The sequence below is a fragment of the Dyadobacter sp. CY343 genome, assembly GCF_021390335.1.
Classification (GTDB): Bacteria; Bacteroidota; Bacteroidia; order Cytophagales; family Spirosomataceae; genus Dyadobacter.
In genome coordinates this window covers 207,751-227,308 of sequence record NZ_JAJUXK010000001.1, presented here as the reverse complement: position 1 = coordinate 227,308, position 19,558 = coordinate 207,751, and the positions used below count along the sequence as shown (strand labels likewise).

Here is a 19,558-nt window from a genome sequence, read left to right as displayed (position 1 = left end):
AATGCCGATACGGATTTTAGTTGTGGACGACCATTCGGTTGTGAGACAGGGGATTATCACTTTGCTGGAAGATGAGGAGGACCTGCGCATTGCGGGTGAGGCTTCCGATGGGGATGAAGTGTGGGATATGGTTGAAAAGGTGAATCCCGACATCATTCTGCTGGACCTGACAATGCCGCGCGTTTCGGGAATGGATGTGATCAGGCAGATCGTACCTGCATTTCCGAATGTCAAAATCCTGGTTTTCAGTATGCATAACAATGCGGACTATATTCTTACTTCTGCACTGAGCGGCGCGTCGGGTTACCTGCAAAAGGATACCAGCCGCGACGAAATGCTGCGTGCGATACGTGCTATTGCAAAAGGTGAGCTGTACTTTCCGCCTTATGCTTCTTCTATTATCATTAAAAAATTGCTCAAACAAGTCCTGATCACGCCTGAGCCGGAAGTGGAGCCGGCTGAAATGGAGGGTAAATCGATCTGGAATATCCTGACACCCCGCGAGCAGCAGATTTTGAAATGCCTGATCGAAGGAATGAGCAGCAAGGATATAGCCGAAAAATTCGAGATCAGCTCCAATACCGTCGCCAATCAGCGCGCGAGTATCATGAAAAAAACGAATGTCAGGAACACCGCCGAGCTGGTTAGTCTGGCTTTGAAGAAGTAGGATTTAGGGGCGAATTAATCTATATTTGAAGTTTATCAATTTCCAAAAGAGGTTAATCCAAACCTTGATAGGCTTTTCGTCAACACTTACCCTTTGAAGCAAATCAGATAATGAAAGTATCTCCTGCTGAGCCGTTTAAGATTGTTTATTCGATTCTGAACCATGAGTATTTAGGGTATATTTTTGAAGCATTTGCTGTTCAACTGAATGCGCACGGAGAGTTTACCTTTCAGATCCAGAATATTTCCTCTAAGAATGTAAAGGAGTTCATGAGCGGGCTGGATAGCCGGGATCTCGAACTCGTCAAGCTGATCGACGATATTCAGCAGGACCAGGTGTTGAGAAAATTCAATACCAAAAAACTGAATGCAGTAGACTATTTCCTGAAAATTTACGATCCTCAGAAAGGTGACAAGTCCATTCAGGAAGCGATTGCCGGTTATCTCGAAAACTGTAAAGCCCGAATTTTAGAAAAGCTGTCCGGAAAAGACATTTTTATCATGGGAAGCGACGGTAACCCGCTTTGGAAACCCGTCGAAACTGAGCCCGAAAAAGCGTCGATCCGTTTTCACTTTATCAGAAATGAAGACAATACCCACTATTTTCCAACGATCAGACATAAGTACCAAAAGCTTGAATTTCAATACAAGAATGCATTCCTGGTTTGCGAAGATCCTGCCTGGCTTATCGTAGACGGTCGTTTGTATAGCTTTGAAGGAAATGTGGATGGTAAGAAGATCAAACCGTTTTTGAACAAAAAATTCATCGCTATTCCCGGTCAGGTTGAGGAGCAGTATTATGGTCGATTTGTTGCGCCGCTGATTGCTTCCTATGATGTGGTCGCGCGGGGTTTTGAGATCAGAAATGTGTCTTCCTCCCCCAAAACGATCCTTACTATTTCAGAATATTCAGCTTCACCTAAAAAAACACCTGTACTTTTTCAGGATTCGGAGGATGTAGCTGTTTTGGAAGAAGAAGACCACGACGTCGCATTTGATCTTTCATTCCAATATGCCGGTTTTTCCTTCCATTACGACAGTTTTGCACATCCTTCGAGCGTGCATATGGAGAAAAAGGGAAACGATTATTTTTTCAATAAAGTAAGGCGCAGCATTGATGTGGAAGGTGAAAATGTGCGCTTGCTGAAAGAATGGGGGCTTAATATGCGGAGCGGGAATGTGCAGATGCCCAAGGCGCAGGCTTTTGGCTGGCTGCAAAGCAATGCGGGTATATTGCAGGAAAACGGCATTATCGTCAGACAAAATACGAACGACAGCAAACGTTATTTCCTGGGTTATTCTTCGCTCGATATTTCGATTCAGGAAGGTCGCGATTGGTTTGATATCAATGCAAAAGTCAGGTTTGGAGAGTTTGAGATTCCTTTTATCGAGCTCAGAAACTACATATTAAATAGGAAGAAAGAGTTTTTATTGCCAAATGGCGAGGTAGCAGTTATTCCTGAGTGGTGGTTTACCAAATATTCAGAGTTCTTCTCATTTACCGAGCATTCTGAAAACGAGGACGAGCTGCGGCTGCGCATGCACCATCTGGCACTTGTGCAGGAATTGCAGGAAGAAAATCTGGCGACCGCGGTAATCAGCCGAAAACTTGAAAACCTGCGCAATTTCCAGCAAATAGAACCCGCAGCGCCGCCACTAAACTTTAAAGGAACGCTTCGCCCCTATCAAAAAACGGGTTACGACTGGCTGCAATTTCTGAAACAATATCGCCTGGGAGGTTGTCTGGCAGATGATATGGGTTTGGGAAAAACGGTTCAGACGCTTGCATTGCTACAATCGGAAAAAGAAAATGGCGCGGGACAGCCTTCGATGCTCATTATGCCGACTTCCCTGCTTTATAACTGGCAGTTGGAAGCGAAACGGTTTACACCCGATCTAAAAGTTTTCCTATATACCGGTACCAACCGAGAGAAAGATACTTCCCAGTTTGACAATTATGACCTGATCCTGACTTCCTACGGAATTGTCCGACTGGATATTGATATCATTGAAAATTACCGTTTCAATTACATTATTCTCGACGAATCGCAGGCGATCAAAAATCCGGCTTCCATTATTACCAAGGCAGTCAGAAAGCTTAATTCGACGCACAGGCTGGTATTGACAGGCACACCGGTGGAGAACAATACGCTGGATTTGTGGTCGCAAATGTCGTTTGTGAATCCGGGCTTGCTGGGCAGCCAGGCTTTTTTCAGGGATGAATTTCAGATTCCTATTGAGAAAAAAGGTGACGAGGAAAAGACAAAACGGCTTTATAATCTTATTAAACCATTCATTTTAAGGAGGTTAAAATCGCAGGTTGCTACGGACCTTCCTGAGAAAGTGGAGAGTATCCAGTATTGCGATATGTCCGAGGAGCAGGAGAAAGCTTATGAAGAAGCCAAGGCATATTACCGCAATCTGATCCTGCAAAGTATTGATAAAGAAGGTATTTCAAAATCGCAGCTGGTCGTTCTGCAAGGCTTGACCAAACTCCGGCAGCTCGCCAATCACCCGGTAATGGTTGATCCTGAATACCAATATGGTTCGGGAAAGTTTGAAGATGTACTGCACAAAATGCAGACTGCGATGGGCGAGGATCATAAGATTCTGGTTTTCAGTCAGTATATCAAACACCTTGACTTGTTCAGACACTTTCTCGACGAAAATAAAACGCAATATGCCTACCTCGACGGTTCAACCAAAAACCGGCAGGAGCAGGTTGAAACTTTTCAGGGAAGGGAGGATATCAAGATATTCCTGATCTCATTAAAAGCCGGCGGACTCGGCCTAAACCTGACCGCCGCCGACTACGTATTCATCCTCGATCCCTGGTGGAACCCAGCTATTGAAGCCCAGGCAGTCGACCGCGCGCACCGCATTGGTCAGGATCGTACGGTATTCACCTATAAGTTTATTACCAAAAATTCGGTTGAGGAGAAGATACTTGCTTTGCAGCGCACCAAGAAGCAATTAGCGGATGATCTGATCTCTAATGAGGAAGGGTTTATCAAGTCGCTGAGCCGGGAGGATGTATTGAATTTGCTGGCTTGATGCTGGTGCAGGGCGAGCTTCGGCTGCGCTCAGCTTGACAGGTAACCAACAAAGCTGATGATATTGTGTCAGCCTGAGCGAAGACGAAGGCACGTGCCCTTCGACTACGCTCAGGCTGACAGAGTAGGAACTCAGGCTGAGAAAATTAAATCAGAAGAATAACTTAAACCGACAACGCAGACGTTTCGCGGCTGATCAGCGCTTCGCGATCGGGGCCGGTAGAAATGAAGGTGATCGGCAATTTTAGTTCTTCTTCCAAATACTTCACATAAGCAAGCAGCTCTTCCGGAATTGCGTCGAAATCGTGGATTCCGTCGAGCGACTGCTGCCAGCCTTTGAATTCTTTGTAAATCGGCTCAACCGTTTCGTCACACAGATCGTACGGAAGTTGTTCGGTTAGTGTTCCGTCTGCCAGTTTGTATTGGGTACAAACCTTGATAGAATCAAAAATCGTCAGTACATCGACTTTCATCATGATCAGCTGCGTAACGCCATTGATCATAATCGCATACTTCAATGCAGGCAGATCGAGCCAGCCGCAGCGGCGTGGGCGACCGGTAGTAGCACCGAACTCACGACCTTCCTGACGCATTTTCTCGCCAATTTCATCTGATAGTTCAGTAGGAAAAGGGCCGCTGCCAACACGGGTACAGTAGGCTTTGAAAATACCAAAAACCTCTCCTATCTGACTCGGGGCAATACCTAATCCTGTGCACGCGCCGGCGGCCATGGTAGTCGAGCTCGTTACAAACGGATAAGAACCGAAATCAATATCCAGTAAAGAACCCTGTGCACCTTCGGCCAGAACCGTTTTGTTTTGTACCAATGCATCATTCACAAGGTATTCGCTATTAACCAGCGTGAATTGCTTCATGAATTCAACCGCAGCGAAAAAATTCTCTTCCGCTTTCGGCAATGCTTCTGCGTAATCAAACTGGTAGAAATCGAGAATGACTTTATGCGCATCAACCAGTTTTTTGTATTTCTGAGCAAAATTGGGCGAAAGTACATCACCTACTCGCAGACCTAATCTCGCTGTTTTGTCCTGATAAGCCGGGCCAATTCCTCTTAGCGTAGAACCGATTTTAGAATCACCTTTTGATTTCTCGTACGCTGCGTCGAGCAGGGAGTGAGTCGGGACAATGATGGATGCTTTTTTGGAAACATACAGATTGCTGATCAGGTCCAGGTTATATTTTCCCAGGTTTTCAATTTCTCTTCTGAAAACGATCGGATCCAATACAACACCGTTTCCAATGATATTCTGGATATCGCTGCGGAAAATCCCTGACGGAATCTGGTGTAAAACGTGTTTGATACCGTCAAATTCCAAAGTATGTCCGGCATTCGGGCCACCTTGAAAACGGGCTACAACCTGATATCGCGGCGCCAAAACGTCCACAATTTTACCTTTTCCCTCGTCTCCCCATTGGAGCCCAAGTAGTACGTCAACTTTCATTCAATTTTTGATTACTGAAACTAATATGGTGTAAGGCAGACAGCCGAATTACCAGCTGCCCGGTCTGTCTAAACTATCTATCCTCGTAAGCTGCCGAGGTTTCCCGCGGGATTTCGTTGCGGTTCTGGCAATTCTCTTTGGTACAATTGCCGTAAAAGATCAGGGAATGGTGCATCACACTGAAATTGAGCATCTCTCCCACCATGTTCTGAATGGACTGAATCCTGGGATCGCAAAACTCCATCACTTTGTGGCAATCGGTGCAGATCAGGTGATCGTGCTGCTTGTTTCCGTATGATTTTTCAAACTGCGCCAGGTTTTTGCCAAACTGATGCTTGGTAACGAGGTCACAGTCTACCAGTACGTCCAACGTGTTGTAAACAGTAGCGCGGCTGACCCGATAACGCTTGTTCTTCATACTGATATAAAGCTCATCGACGTCAAAATGATCTTCCCTGGTGTAGATCTCTTCCAATATCGCAAAACGCTCAGGTGTTTTACGAAGTCCTTTATTTTCCAGGTAAGCCGTCAGAATTTTCTTGGCGGCTTCGAAATTTGGTTTGCTGGCTTGTGGCATATCTGTGATATTCTTGCGCGAAAATACGCTTTTTTACAGTAAATCATAGTCAGTCTGGCAATTTAACAACACCGGGAACCAACCAGATTTAATAACACTGCATATTGATAATCGTTCACCCAATTAAGTGTGACTGAGGTTGGTGTCGAAGCGCTGAACGTTGTAAACTCCCTCCACCTGTTCGAGTTTATTTATCAGGATATCCAAATGTCGGGTATCCTGTACATAGAGTTTAATATCCCCATTAAAAACCCCGTCTTTAGTATCGATCGTGAGTCCCCGCATATTGATATGCAGCTCGTTAGAGATAATTCTGGTTACGTCATTTACCAATCCGACACGGTCGGTTCCGGACAGATATAGCCCGGCTAGGAATGCTTCGTCCTTGTTGGATTCCCATTTTGCCTTGATGATCCTGTTCCCGTGTTTGGACATCAGCTCAGCTGCATTCGGGCAGGTGGTGCGGTGAATTTTAATGCCTTCGTTGATCGTCACAAAGCCGAAAACGTCATCTCCTGCGATCGGGTTACAGCAGGCGGCCAGCTTGTAGTCAATCTTGTCCATATCGTCGCCGATGAGCAGCGTATCGCTGTCTGCACGGTCGCCGTGGATCTGTTTGAGAAACTTCGTGAGCGTTTTTCCGTCGCCGGACCCATTTCCAGGGGAAGGAGTAGCCGTATCCGCGGCTTTGCGCTCTTTCGACTCTTTGTCCCGCTTGAACCTTTTCAGTTCGTCCAGATGAATGTAGCCTTTACCGATCCGGTAAAAGAAGTCGGTAGAAGTTTTGCATTCAAAAAACGCGCGCAGCTGGTTTACAACTTCGGCTGTCAGATCAATTCCCAGGATTTTAAGCTTCTTCTCGACCATCTGCCGCCCGTCGGTTTCGTAGCGGCGATTATCTTCTTTGAGAAAATCCTTGATCCTGGCCCTGGCTTTCGAGGTAACTACAATTCGCAGCCAGTCTTCGTTTGGTTTTTGTTTACCGGAAGTAATGATCTCGATCTGGTCGCCATTATTGAGCACGTAACTGATCGGGACCAATATCCCTCCTACTTTCGCCGCCATACAATGAGCGCCTACTTCCGAGTGAATATCGAATGCAAAGTCGAGTGCGGTAGCGCCGCTTTGCAATACTTTCAGTTCTCCTTTTGGTGTAAAAACAAAAACCTCTTCATTGAACAAATTACTCCTGAACTCGTCCAGGAACTCTATCGCGGCTGTTTTGTCTCCAAAACCATTTTCCAGCGTCTCGCGCACCTGCGTGATCCACTGTTCTATATTGCCGCGTACCTTGGTATCGTTGCCTTTGTATTTCCAATGCGCCGCGTAGCCTTTTTCCGCGATTTCGTCCATCCTAGTTGTGCGGATCTGCACTTCCACCCACTGGCCGCTTTTGCTCATTACTGTCGAGTGCAGCGACTGGTAACCGTTTGCCCGTGGCGTACTCAAAAAGTCTTTCAGCCGGTCCGGGTTGGGTTTATAGTGGTCAGTAACAATAGAATACGCCTGCCAGCAGATCGCTTTTTCACGGTCATTTTCAGCCGAGGATTCGAGTACGATACGGATCGCGAAAAGGTCATAGATCTCTTCAAAAGGCTTACTCTGTTTCCGCATTTTGTTCCAGATCGAATAAATCGACTTGGGGCGGCCTTTCAGGATAAAATTCAACCCAGCAGATTCGAGATCCTGCGCGATCGGCTCCATGAACTTCGCGATAAAGCGGTCACGGATCCCTTTCGTTTCTCTCAGTTTCCGGGCAATAGCGCGGTATTCCTGCGGTTCGGTGTATTTCAGATAGAGTTCTTCCAGCTCGGATTTAATGCTGTAAAGTCCAAGCCTGTGCGCGAGCGGCGCGTAAATGAATATCGTTTCCGAAGCAATTTTGAGCTGCTTGTCGCGCGGCATACTGTCGAGCGTCCGCATATTATGCAGCCTGTCAGCCAGTTTTACCAAAATGACCCGCACATCATCCGACAGGGTAAGCAGCATTTTCCGGAAATTTTCCGCCTGCTGCGAAGATCCGTATTCAAACCTGCCTGAGATCTTGGTAAGTCCGTCGATGATCTTGGCTACTTTTTTACCAAAAAGCCGCTCAATATCCTCGATCCGCATATCGGTATCTTCTACCACGTCGTGCAGCAAGGCAGCGACGATACCGGTGGTACCTAAACCTATCTCCTCAACCACGATTTGTGCTACTGCAAGCGGGTGGTAAATGTAAGGTTCACCCGACCGCCGACGCATATCTTTATGTGCTTCAACGGACGTGTAAAATGCCTTTTTGATTAGTTTGGCATCATTATCCTTTAAGAATGGCTTGGCTGTACGTAATAACCTCCGATATTTTTTAAGAATATCCTTCCGCTCCTGTTCAAGATCAATATTGAGGGCCTCAACGAGTTGCTCCACTGCTGTTTTTTAATTGGTATGCTTCACCAAAATAATAAATTCCGGCGACATTTTTCAATATCCTGTTACCAAAAGATAAAATTTTCAAAAAAGCTTGCATCTATCTAAAAAATAGAAATACCTTTGCACTCCCAATTCGAGAAAGGGCAGCAATATTGACCTCGATTGAATCTGGAAAAAGTGAGCGGGCGTGGCGGAACTGGTAGACGTGCTAGACTTAGGATCTAGTGCCGCAAGGCGTGGGGGTTCGATTCCCTCCGCCCGTACGATTAAAAGGGAATGACGGGGCAACAAATTCCTATCCCAAAATTAGAAAATGTGCTGCTCCGTAGTAAGACCCGTCAAATGCCCTCAGGACTTCGTTTTGAGGGCATTTTTATTTTTCAATTCTGTTTTATACCCAAGGTGTTACCATTAGCATAAGCGAAATATGGAAGTTCTGTTAGAAAAAAGCTCACCAACGTTGGCTTCATTGAAAGTAACGTTAAACAAAGAAGATTACCAGCCTAAGGTCGATAAAACGATAAAGGACTATTCTAAAAAGGTCAACCTGAAAGGGTTCCGCCCAGGAAAAGTACCTTCCCACGTGATCCAGCGCATGTATGGAAAAAGCATTTTAGTTGACGAGGTCAACAATTTGCTGAGCACTGCGGTGAGCAATTATATCAGAGAAAATAAATTGCAGGTTGTGGGTGATCCGGTTCCTGATCGCGACAAGGCGGCGGAAGTAAATTGGGACAAAGCGACTGAATTTGAGTTTGTGTACGAACTGGGTGTTGCTTCTGACTTTGAAGTAAATCTTTCAGAGCTGCCTGCGGTAAAAAGATACACGATCAATGTAGATGACAATGAATTGAACAAAACATTGGACAGCCTGCGCGAGCGTTTTGCAGATAGCATTCACCCGGAAGTAAGTGAAGCCGGTGATATGATCTTTGGTGAATTGAAACAGGATTCAAGCGAATTCACAACCCGTACTGCCATTCCTACGAAACAAGTGAAGGAAGAAGCAGTTGCGAAATTTATCGGAGTGAAAAAAGATGACGTAATCACTTTTGACATTCAGGATACATTCTCCGACGAATCGGCGATTGCGCATGTAACTGGCAAGAAAAAAGAAGACATCGGTACGCTTTCAGGCGATTTCGTTCTGACTGTGGAAGATATCACACGCCAGGCACCGGCAGAATTCAACCAGGAGTTTTTTGATAAAGTACTGGGCCCAGGTCAGGCTGACAGCGAAGAACAATTCAAAGAAAAGGTTCTTGAAATCATCAAAGGAAATTACGAGCGCGAAACAGAAGCATTGCTTCGCCGCGATATCGAGTTTGCCTTGCTCGATAATATCTCGATCGACGTACCGGAAGAATTTTTGAAAGACTGGCTGGAACGTTCAAATGAAGGTAAATTTACCCGCGATCAGATCGAGGAGCAGTTTGAAGATTTCAAAAAATCATTGAAACTGAGCCTGATCAAAAACAGGGTAGCTGACAGAGAAAGTGTTAAAGTTGAATATCCTGAGATCTTCGAATTTACCCGCAATATGGTAAAAGGCCAGTTTGGAATATACGGTGACGACGACAATATGAAAGAGACGATTGACCGTGTTGCACAGGGTTACTTGGCTGATAAAGAGCGCGATAACTACACGAGCATATTTAATCAGGTTTTTGATAACAAAGTATTGGATATCATCCGCAACCAGGTTAGTACCGACGAGCAGACGATTGAAGTAAGTGAATTTGAGAAACTGGCGAAAGGCGAAGAAGTAGCTGCCTGATCTTAATTCGCAATGAAAATTTTGCACCGTTCCATGCCAAGGCGTGGAACGGTGTTTTTTTAGAAGCCGATCCGATCCCGCTGCTGGCCGATCTCCCGGACAATACCTTCGCCAAACCACTGTCTGAATTTCAGCTTCCATTGGTCCAGCTCATTCTGCATTCTGCGGTTCTCGGCAAGCAGCCGCGTATTTTCCTGCCGGAGCCAGTCTGTTTCAGACATCGAAAGCGAATCAAAACCGAGCATTTCCTGCAAAGGCACGTCGAGTAATTTCGCTATATTTTCAAGCCTTGAAACTGAAAGCTCCGTCCTTCCCCGCTCCAAATCGCCGTAAGCAGTGGTAGACAAGCCGAGCATATCGGCCATATTTTCCTGGGAAAGACCCTTTTGCAATCTGATCAGGCGAATCTTTTCCGATAAGTTAGATGCTGCGCTCATAGTCGCTGTATTTATCTTTTTCAAAATCGTTTACAATGCAATGTAGTGACCGCCGCTAATATCTGCTCCTCGCAAATTCCGACAAATTATCGCGAGGATTGACAAGGATTATTCAATGAATTGGTCAAATTTGTGACAACCGAATTAATCAGCAAGCAGTTTTATAAACAGAAACTAACATATATTGCTTTTTGTTCTATAATGAATTTGCCCTTTAAATATAAATTCAATTAAAATTTAAGTTTATCGATGAACCACGGAAATGAATTTAGAAAATATGCTGTCCATCACCTTGGCGTGAACGGCCTGACGGTGGACGGTTACATGAACCACACAGTTGAAAATATGACCCGCTCGGTCATTGAAGAGCGTCCGATGAACTTCCGCGAGGTGGACGTTTTTTCACGTTTGATGGCCGACCGTATTATATTCATGGGAACTGGTGTGGACGATAATATCGCGAATATCATCGTTGCACAGCTATTGTTCCTCGAATCTGCTGATCCTAAAAAAGACATTCTGATGTATATCAACAGCCCGGGCGGCTCGGTATATGCAGGGTTGGGAATTTATGATACCATGCAATATGTAAGACCTGATGTAGCGACAGTTTGTACCAGTCTAGCCGCTTCAATGGGTGCTGTTTTGCTCGCTGGCGGTGCCGCTGGAAAACGTGCTGCATTACCTCATGCACGCGTGATGATTCACCAGCCTTCGGGTGGTGCGCAGGGAACTTCGGTTGATATCGAGATCACTACCCGCGAAATCGTGAAATTGCGTCACGAACTTTATGAAATTCTGGCTAACCATACCGGACAAACCCCAGAACAGATTGCGATCGATTCGGACCGTGATAAATGGTTGAAAGCCGGAGAAGCAAAGGAATATGGGCTGATTGATGAAGTTTTGACAAGAGATAAATAAATTATCAGAACCTGAATGCGAGCGCCCGGAGAGCCAGTCTGTCCGGGCGCTTTTTATTGTAAGGCCGATTTCTATTTGGTAAGCCGATCAAAAAACCGGAAATTTGTATTACTAACTGTTTAAATTTACCCAATGGCACAAGTAAGTTGTTCGTTTTGCGGACGTAAGAAAAACGAAGTCGATTTATTGCTTTCCGGAATAGATGCACATATATGTAATCACTGCATAGCCCAAGGCCACCAGGTGATTACGGAAGAATTAGGGGCGAAGGAGGATAAAAAAGAGAAGAAAGGCAAGCTTCCCAAGCTGAAACCAATACCACCAACGGAAATCAAACATTTTCTTGAACAATATGTGATCGGCCAGGACGAAGCAAAACGTTCGCTGGCAGTTGCTGTATATAATCATTACAAAAGGCTAAACCAGACTACTACCGAAGATGATGTTGTGATTGAAAAATCGAATATCATTATGGTGGGCGAAACCGGAACTGGCAAAACTTATTTGGCTAAATCTATTGCCAGAATTTTGCAGGTACCCTTTTGCGTGGCCGATGCGACGGTAGTAACCGAGGCTGGTTATGTGGGGGAAGATGTTGAAACAATTTTGACAAGACTGTTGCAGGCTGCTGACTACAATGTGGAAGCTGCCGAGCGCGGGATCGTTTACATTGACGAGATTGATAAAATCGCGCGGAAGTCTGACAACCCTTCCATTACCCGTGATGTAAGTGGTGAAGGCGTGCAGCAGGCGCTTTTGAAATTATTGGAAGGGTCTACTGTAAATGTGCCACCACAAGGCGGCCGCAAGCACCCGGATCAGAAAATGATCACGCTCAATACTGAAAATATCCTTTTCATCTGCGGAGGCGCATTCGATGGTATTGAAAGACATATTGGAAAACGTATCAATACACGTCCGATCGGTTTTTCGGGCGACAATCGGATCATAGAGATTTTTGATAAAGGTAACCTGATGCGCTACGTAACTGCGATGGACCTTAAATCTTTCGGATTGATCCCCGAGCTGATCGGTCGCTTGCCGGTATTGACGCATTTGAATCCACTGGATCGCGAAACGCTACGCCGGATATTGACCGAACCTAAAAATGCTTTGGTGAAACAATACAGCAAACTTTTCGCAATGGAAGGCATTACGCTCCATTTCGAAGAGGCGGTACTTGACTTCATTGTAGACCAGGCGATGACCTATAAATTAGGTGCACGTGGTCTCCGCGCGATTTGCGAATCCATTATGACAGACGCGATGTTTGATCTTCCTTCTCAGAAAGATGTGCAGGAATTCACGCTTTCACTGGATTACGCAAAAGATAAATTTGATAAATCTTCGATGTCTATATTGCGCTCAGTAGCATAGTAATAGCAAGTTCTCTTGAAACGCCTGACATACTAAACGATGTCAGGCGTTTCATTTTTTATGGCAATAGTCCTATTTTGCAATAAAAAATAGAATAGTAATATGGAAAGCTGGCTGGGAAATAAATCGATTGTAATTATTGGAGGTACGACGGGGCTCGGTTTTTCAGCAGCCAAAGCATTTGTCAGGAACGGAGCTAATGTGGTCGTAGTCGGTCGCAACCCTGAAAACTGCCTGGTAGCGGAGTTGCAGCTCGGAAGTACCGCACGCGCAAAGCAAGGTGACGCCACACACCCGCAAACCGCAATGGACGCGATCCAGCTTTGCATTCGCGAATTCGGAAGTTTTGACGGGTTGTACCACGTGGCAGGCGGTGGCGGCAAAAACCTGGGCGACGGACCTTTGCATGAGCTGTCCCTGGAAGGCTGGAACAAAACGCTTGACTGGAACCTGACTTCGCTCATGTTGTCCAATCAGGCAGCTATCCGCACATTTATGGGTATGAATAAAGGCGGTAGTATCCTGAATATGAGCTCTGTACTAGGTTTTTCACCCGCCCGCCATTTCTCCAATCATGCGTATGCAACTGCTAAGTCCGCTGTGATTGGATTTTCGAAATCCATTGCAGCTTCCTACGCGGCCAAGAATATCCGCGTCAATGTACTTACTCCGGGTATCATTGAAGGCATTGATGACCAGCAAAATGACTCCGCAAGATTTGTTACTTCCAAACAAGCCCTGGACGGAGGCCGCTACGGACTGCCGGGCGACCTGGACGGAGCGGCAGTTTACTTCATGTCCGACTATGCGAGATTCACTACCGGACAAAACTTTTCCGTGGACGGCGGCTGGGAAGTAAGCGATGGCCAGTACTGAATTAAATGTCTGCGCAATGTGAACAATTCAAGAAGGGAGCGGCGCTAATCCGTTTTTTGTTTTTATTCGCATAAATTAGCGCAATAAACAAATAACCCAACTCCTATGGCAACCGGACCAATTGTGACACTTACAATCAATCCTGCTCTTGATAAAAGCTCGAATGTAAACCGCATTGTTCCTGATAATAAGCTCCGCTGCGACGCACCTAATTTTGAGGCTGGCGGTGGTGGGATCAATGTGGCCAAGGCCGTACATCGATTGGGTGGAAATCCGATTGCTATTTTCACTGTTGGGGGACCTACCGGCCAGCGCCTGCACAAGCTGGTGAAGAACGAGGGTGTGGAAACCATGGTTATTGAAACCAAACAATGGACCCGCGAGAACTTCCATGTCCTCGAAACCAGTACCGGTTTTCAGTACCGTTTCGGGATGCCGGGAACGGAAATGATGCCAACCGAGGTACGTTCGATTCTCGAAATGCTGGAAGAATTTGACCCAAAACCTTCTTATATCATTGCAAGCGGGAGTTTGCCTCCCGGGGTACCCAACGATTTTTACGGACAAATAGCCAAAATAGCCCACAACCAAGGCGCTAAATTCATAGCCGATACTTCCGGCGACGCATTAAGATACGCGACTGAAGCCGGCGTTTATCTCCTTAAACCGAACATTATAGAACTCAGTGAGTTGGTAGGAGTCGATAAGCTGGAAATGGACGAGGTTGACGATGCTGCGCGTGCATTAATTATCAGGGGACAATGCGAAATTGTGGTGGTTTCAATGGGCGCAATGGGTGCGATGCTCGTGACGGAAGACCAGGTGGAGCATATTCCTGCCCCGCCCGTGCAGCCGAAAAGTACAGTGGGAGCGGGAGATAGTATGCTGGCGGGTATTGTCTGGACTTTATCGCAAGGAAAATCTTATCGCGAAGCGGTGAGAATGGGCGTGGCTTGCGGCACCGCTGCAACCATGAATGCGGGCAGTGAACTATTCAAGATGCAGGATGTAAATCACCTGATGGATTGGCTGAACCGTTATGGAAAACGCTATTCGGCGAGCTAAGCATTTCAGATTAAATTATAATCATAGTAAGAAATTATTGGCACTGTCTTTTTTCAAATAAAAGACTCGTCATGTCAGAAATACAATCACGCCGCCAGTTTGCAAAAATAACTGCCGCAGCCGCCGCAACCCTTACTTTTAAACCTTTTTACATTCTGAATGCGAAACCGAAACTCGATGGGGAAACCATTGGTCACGGGACGCATAAGTACAAAGTCAACCAGGGCTGGGGAAATCTGGATTCGTCTAAATTTCCTGTAAATAACTGCCACGAAATGGTCCAGGACAGCAAAGGCAGGCTGATCATGGTGACCGACGAAATCAAAAATAATATCCTCATTTACGACCGGTCGGGCAAGTTGCTGGAAAGCTGGGGACACGAATATCCCGGCGGACACGGGCTGACCTTGTGGAATGCAAATGGCGAAGAATTTCTCTTCATCACAGATCCCAACACAGGAAAAGTGACTAAAACTGACCTGAAAGGCAAAGTTTTGCTCACCATTGAACATCCTTCAAAAGTAGGCGCATACAAAGAAACCGACCCTTTTAAACCAACAGAAACAGCAATAGGACCTGACGGAACGATTTACGTTGCCGATGGTTACGGCTCCAACTTTATCCTGAGATACAGTCAAAAAGGAGAATTCATTGACAAATTCGGCGGCACCGGCGACGGCGACGCCCAGTTTTCGACAGCTCACGGAGTTGCGGTGGATTATCGTGACAAAGCCAACCCTACCCTGCTCGTCACTTCGCGCGCGCACAATGCATTCAAGAGATTTACATTGGACGGTAAGTACCTGAGCACATTGTTTTTGCCGGGCGCATTCGTTTGCCGTCCCGTTTTTCAGGGTGAGAACCTATTTGCAGGAGTTTGCTGGTCGCGGTTACGCTATTTGAACCAAACACCTAACTCGGGTTTTGTAACTATTCTTGACAAGAACAATAAAGTAATTTCGAATCCCGGTGGAACCAAGCCGGAATATAAAAATGGCGAATTGCAAATCATGGTGCAGGAAAAACCGATTTTCATGCATTGTCACGACGTTTGTATTGACGGCGACCAGAACATTTATGTTTGTCAATGGAATGCCAAGAAAACTTATCCTGTGAAGCTGGAAAGGGTTTAAAATGTAGGTCGGGCTGGTTCCTCAGCGGATCAGCCTGACTGTAATTCCGTTAATTACCATTGTCCCTACCATTAAGATCCCGTAAGCCGATGCAATAGGCATTTGCGGGACGAGCCAGGCCACTCCTACCAGGAACGCGATAAATCCATAACCTGCCAGCATTAATCCATACAATATCCTGATCGCCGCATTGGCACCTTGCTGCGAATGCGTAAACACGGCCAGCGTGGAAGTCATAATAGGAAACGGCGTGAGGATGCCGCTCCAAGTAGGCCCGAGGTAATCTGCCGCTTGGGTTAGCATCACCACGAAAAACGTCGCTACGATCATCCGCAACGGAATATCGTACGAAGGTTGTTTGCGGAAGTCTGTCTTCGCTTTTGGTTTTGGAAAAAAATATAAAACAAATGTGAGTACGCTGATATTAAGGATAGTAGCCCCGAGCAAAGAAATGTCCCGGCCGAGTGACAACAGCGCCACAACGAAATACACCGAATAACTGATCAGAACAGTCGGCAGCCAGGGTAACCGCGGCGATAAAACGGAGTAAACCAGCGCGAATAATATGGTACCGATCGACCCGAGCAGCGCCGAAGTGATCGTGGAAGCGGCGAATGCAGAACCGTGTTCCAGTGCTATATAAAATGATATCGGCCCCGCTACCCAGGGAAATCCGCCAATCCAGCCCCCAAAACCTTCTCCCCATTTTCTCACAGCGAGCGTCACGCCGGCGATGAGCGGCGGCATCAATAGTATTTTGGAAATTAGCAGATAAGACAACTTTCGTAGCGATTTAAAAGCCCAAATTTACGTTTCGTGCATTGAATCAGTGGCAAGATTCCCAAAATACTTGTTCGTTTAAGTTGCAACAAAGTTGCACTAATGCTATTTTTGTATTTATTAACAATAGCATACCTCTGTCAGTTTCTGATGCCCTATAAGCGCCATATTTTTCTCGTTATTTTCAGCTTGCTGTCTGTTTTGTCTTATGGTCAGAATCAGGGCTGCGCGTGTTTTGTGAAGGGTGTTGTGCGGGACAAACATTCCGGTCAGCCGGTTGTGGGGGCTACTGTTCAGATACTTGGCCAAAATAAAGGCGTTTTCACTGACGCTTCGGGCAGGTACGAATTGCGTGATCTTTGTCCGGGTTCCTACACCATGGAATGCCGGATCGTGGGCTACGCGTCATTCCAGCACAAGCTCGACCTGACCGCCGGGCATGAAGAAAACTTCAATCTGGAAGAGCAGGAAGTGCATTTGCAGGATGTAGAAATTACCGCTCACCGCTCGGAAGCGCCTTCTTCCCAACCTTTAACAACTATTTCCGGCACCGATCTTGAAAAAACGCGTGGACAGAATCTGGGAGAAAGTTTGAAAGGCGTCGCTGGTGTGACTACGCTGCAAACTGGTTCTTCGATCTCAAAACCCGTTATCCACGGACTCCATAGTAACCGGATATTGATCATGAACAATGGTGTCCGCCAGGAAGGGCAACAGTGGGGCTCGGAGCACGCGCCGGAAATTGATCCATTTATCGCAACAAGATTATCAGTTGTGAAGGGCGCCGCGGGTGTCCGTTATGGTTCTGATGCAATAGGCGGGGTTATTTTGGTGGAAACGGAGGAGCTTCCCTACAACAAGCAGTTGAGCGGCGAAGTGAATGCAGTCGGCTTTTCTAATGGAAGGCAGGGTGTTGGTTCTGCTACCTTGCAAGGCGGTATCAAAGGTTTGAAAGGCTTCGCCTGGCGCGCGCAGGGTACGATCAAGCGTGGTGGGAATATCCGGACTCCCCGCTATTTCCTGGATAATACCGGGATCAGTGAGAAGAACTTTTCGCTGGGTGCGGGCTATCGCAATCAGGGTTTTGGTATAGATGTGTTTTACAGCCGGTTCGCGACGAAGATCGGTATTTTTTCAGGCTCTCATATTGGCAGCGTTACGGATCTTCTGAATGTGATCAAAAATGGTGAGCCGCTTATTAAATCCGGATTCAGCTACAATATCGCCCGGCCGAATCAGAATGTTGCCCACGAGCTAATTAAAGCAGAAACACATTACCATTTTAAAAACGGCAGCGGCATTCAATGGACATTTGCCCGACAGTTGAACGACCGGAACGAATATGATTTGCACCGGCCAAGAAATGATTCGATAGCCGCGCTCAACCGGCCAGAGCTCACTTTCAAATTGTCGACGCTGACCAACGACGTTGTCTGGGACCACAAACCGATCGCTGGTAAGCTGGCCGGACAGGTCGGGATCAGTACTTTGTATCAATATAATTTAATGGACGGACGTCCGCTGATACCCAATTTCAACCAGTTCAATATTGGCTTGTTTTGGCTGGAACGTTACGTGACTAATAAATGGGAGCTTGAAGCGGGCGTGCGATACGATTACCGGACATTGAAAACTTACCGGATCGTGAATCGGGAAAAGATCGCTAATGATTTTCAGTTTGCTAATTTTTCAGGAACGATCGGTGCGACCCGCAATTTTTCCGAACGGTTTTCGGCGCGGCTGAATGTAGGTTCAGCCTGGCGCGCACCCAATGTAAGTGAGCTTTTCAGCGACGGTGTACACCACGGCGCCGCTGCTTTTGAGAAAGGCGACGCGACGCTTCAATCTGAAAAGGCGCTAAATACGACAGCAAGTTTGAAATATGCAGACGAAAAATGGTCAGTCGAGATCGTAGGCTACTACAATTACATTTCCGATTACATTTATTTAAAACCCCAGCCAGAGCCCATTCTTACAATCAGAGGCGCTTTCCCCTATTTCAAATACACCCAGACCGACGCTTCCTTTACCGGTATCGACCTTTCCGCAAGCTGGAAATTTGCCAAAAACACAACGATTGCGAGCAAGTTAAGCTACCTGCGCGTTTACGACCAGCGCAATGACGCTTTTCTGGTCATGATCCCGCCGAACCGACTGGATAATGAATTGAAATATGAACTACCGGGAATAGACGAAAAGTGGCATAATACTTTTGTTTCTGTTGGAAATCTGCTCGTAGCGCGGCAAAAACGAGTACCAGCGAACAGTGATTTTCTCCCGCCGCCAAAAGCATACAGCCTCTGGAACCTGCAAGCGGGCACTTCACTGCGCTTTTCAGAAAAGCAGGAGCTGGAAATCGGCGTAAGTATTCAGAATATCTTCAATACCGCTTACCGGGATTACCTCAACCGGTTCCGGTACTATGCAGACGAAATGGGTAGAAATGCCTCGCTGCGCCTCAAATGGAAGTTTGGAAGCTAATTAATTGCATTTCGGGCAGGTACCCTGAATAAGCAGGTTGAAATTTTGCGGCTTATAACCAGCAGGCAACTGAACCGCGGGAATGCTCAGATTTTCAAGACAATTCGTTTCGCCGCATGCATTGCATTTGAAGTGAATATGATCGTGCTGATGTTGCTCTTCAGAACAATTGTGCGAACATAATGCGTAACGTAACCCTTCATCGTCCAGCACTTTGTGGATAATCCCCTTTTCCAGGAAAGTTTTCAGGGTTCTGTAAATCGTCACGCGGTCGTAATTCTCACCGAGCGCACCTTCGAGGTCACCGTGTGAGAGTGCATTTTTCTTGGTAATGAAAGTTGAAAGTACATCTTCCCGGCAAGTTGTTGTACGAAGGTGGTGCCCTTTCAATGTTTCCTTCAATTGATCCATCTTTTCCAATAATTTATTACTTCACAAAAGTTTGATATCTATAAAACCTTTCACACCAAAGTTAAGTTCTATCACTTACAATTACCAGCCGGCAGTTGCCTCCGGTACCAGGTCAACGTTGAAAATATT

The 19,558-nt window shown here is 46.3% G+C and carries 15 protein-coding genes and 1 tRNA gene; 10 read left to right on the top strand and 6 right to left on the bottom strand.

Annotated elements, in window-relative coordinates; genetic code table 11:
- Nucleotide 1 precedes the first annotated feature (1 nt).
- Both LZG94_RS00870 and LZG94_RS00865 read left to right on the top strand, forming a co-directional pair.
- On the top strand, nt 2-667 hold the full coding sequence (locus tag LZG94_RS00870) for a response regulator transcription factor (RefSeq protein WP_233790005.1): 666 nt from the start codon (nt 2-4) through the stop codon (nt 665-667).
- 110 nt (nt 668-777) lie between these two features.
- Nucleotides 778-3,720: a DEAD/DEAH box helicase gene (locus LZG94_RS00865; RefSeq protein ID WP_233790003.1), complete on the top strand. Its 2,943-nt coding sequence runs from the start codon at nt 778-780 to the stop codon at nt 3,718-3,720.
- A 163-nt stretch (nt 3,721-3,883) separates the two neighbouring features.
- On the opposite strand, the gene LZG94_RS00860 is transcribed toward LZG94_RS00865, so the two are convergent.
- The 3 genes from LZG94_RS00860 to LZG94_RS00850 form a co-directional block, all read right to left on the bottom strand.
- The gene (locus LZG94_RS00860; protein WP_233790001.1) at nt 3,884-5,179 is read right to left on the bottom strand and encodes an adenylosuccinate synthase; all 1,296 of its coding nucleotides are present in this window, start codon (nt 5,177-5,179) and stop codon (nt 3,884-3,886) included.
- 73 nt (nt 5,180-5,252) lie between these two features.
- The gene (locus LZG94_RS00855) at nt 5,253-5,756 is read right to left on the bottom strand and encodes a Fur family transcriptional regulator (protein WP_215234003.1); all 504 of its coding nucleotides are present in this window, start codon (nt 5,754-5,756) and stop codon (nt 5,253-5,255) included.
- Nucleotides 5,757-5,879: 123 nt separating this feature from the next.
- On the bottom strand, nt 5,880-8,165 hold the full coding sequence (locus tag LZG94_RS00850; protein WP_233790000.1) for a bifunctional (p)ppGpp synthetase/guanosine-3',5'-bis(diphosphate) 3'-pyrophosphohydrolase: 2,286 nt from the start codon (nt 8,163-8,165) through the stop codon (nt 5,880-5,882).
- Nucleotides 8,166-8,349: 184 nt separating this feature from the next.
- Here LZG94_RS00850 and LZG94_RS00845 point away from each other — a divergent pair.
- Together LZG94_RS00845 and tig are read left to right on the top strand one after the other, a co-directional pair.
- Nucleotides 8,350-8,431, top strand: a tRNA-Leu gene (locus LZG94_RS00845).
- Nucleotides 8,432-8,595: 164 nt separating this feature from the next.
- Nucleotides 8,596-9,945, top strand: a complete 1,350-nt coding sequence (gene tig / locus LZG94_RS00840; protein WP_233789998.1) for a trigger factor — start codon at nt 8,596-8,598, stop codon at nt 9,943-9,945.
- Nucleotides 9,946-10,004: 59 nt separating this feature from the next.
- Here the strand turns inward: tig and LZG94_RS00835 are convergent, their stop codons facing one another.
- Nucleotides 10,005-10,382: a helix-turn-helix transcriptional regulator gene (locus LZG94_RS00835; protein WP_233789996.1), complete on the bottom strand. Its 378-nt coding sequence runs from the start codon at nt 10,380-10,382 to the stop codon at nt 10,005-10,007.
- 249 nt (nt 10,383-10,631) lie between these two features.
- Here LZG94_RS00835 and LZG94_RS00830 point away from each other — a divergent pair, with 249 nt between their 5' ends.
- From LZG94_RS00830 to LZG94_RS00810, 5 genes are all read left to right on the top strand, one after another.
- The gene (locus tag LZG94_RS00830) at nt 10,632-11,306 is read left to right on the top strand and encodes a ClpP family protease (protein WP_233789994.1); all 675 of its coding nucleotides are present in this window, start codon (nt 10,632-10,634) and stop codon (nt 11,304-11,306) included.
- A 132-nt stretch (nt 11,307-11,438) separates the two neighbouring features.
- A complete protein-coding gene (gene clpX, locus LZG94_RS00825) occupies nt 11,439-12,683 on the top strand; it encodes an ATP-dependent Clp protease ATP-binding subunit ClpX (protein WP_233789992.1) in 1,245 nt (414 codons plus the stop codon).
- A gap of 102 nt (nt 12,684-12,785) precedes the next feature.
- Nucleotides 12,786-13,559 carry an SDR family NAD(P)-dependent oxidoreductase gene (locus LZG94_RS00820; RefSeq protein WP_233789990.1) on the top strand — a complete coding sequence of 258 codons (774 nt, stop codon included), beginning with the start codon at nt 12,786-12,788 and terminating at the stop codon, nt 13,557-13,559.
- A 105-nt stretch (nt 13,560-13,664) separates the two neighbouring features.
- On the top strand, nt 13,665-14,624 hold the full coding sequence (locus tag LZG94_RS00815) for a 1-phosphofructokinase family hexose kinase (RefSeq protein WP_233789989.1): 960 nt from the start codon (nt 13,665-13,667) through the stop codon (nt 14,622-14,624).
- Between the two features lie 71 nt (nt 14,625-14,695).
- Nucleotides 14,696-15,757, top strand: coding sequence for a 6-bladed beta-propeller (locus LZG94_RS00810; protein WP_233789987.1), 1,062 nt, complete (start codon nt 14,696-14,698; stop codon nt 15,755-15,757).
- Nucleotides 15,758-15,778: 21 nt separating this feature from the next.
- Here the strand turns inward: LZG94_RS00810 and LZG94_RS00805 are convergent, their stop codons facing one another.
- The gene (locus LZG94_RS00805; RefSeq protein WP_233789985.1) at nt 15,779-16,537 is read right to left on the bottom strand and encodes a hypothetical protein; all 759 of its coding nucleotides are present in this window, start codon (nt 16,535-16,537) and stop codon (nt 15,779-15,781) included.
- Nucleotides 16,538-16,687: 150 nt separating this feature from the next.
- On the opposite strand from LZG94_RS00805, the gene LZG94_RS00800 reads away from it, so the two are divergent.
- Nucleotides 16,688-19,018, top strand: coding sequence for a TonB-dependent receptor (locus LZG94_RS00800; protein ID WP_233789984.1), 2,331 nt, complete (start codon nt 16,688-16,690; stop codon nt 19,016-19,018).
- Here LZG94_RS00800 and LZG94_RS00795 read toward each other — a convergent pair whose 3' ends face one another.
- Nucleotides 19,019-19,429: a Fur family transcriptional regulator gene (locus LZG94_RS00795; protein ID WP_215234013.1), complete on the bottom strand. Its 411-nt coding sequence runs from the start codon at nt 19,427-19,429 to the stop codon at nt 19,019-19,021. It abuts the gene before it with no gap.
- Between the last annotated feature and the right edge of the window lie 129 nt (nt 19,430-19,558).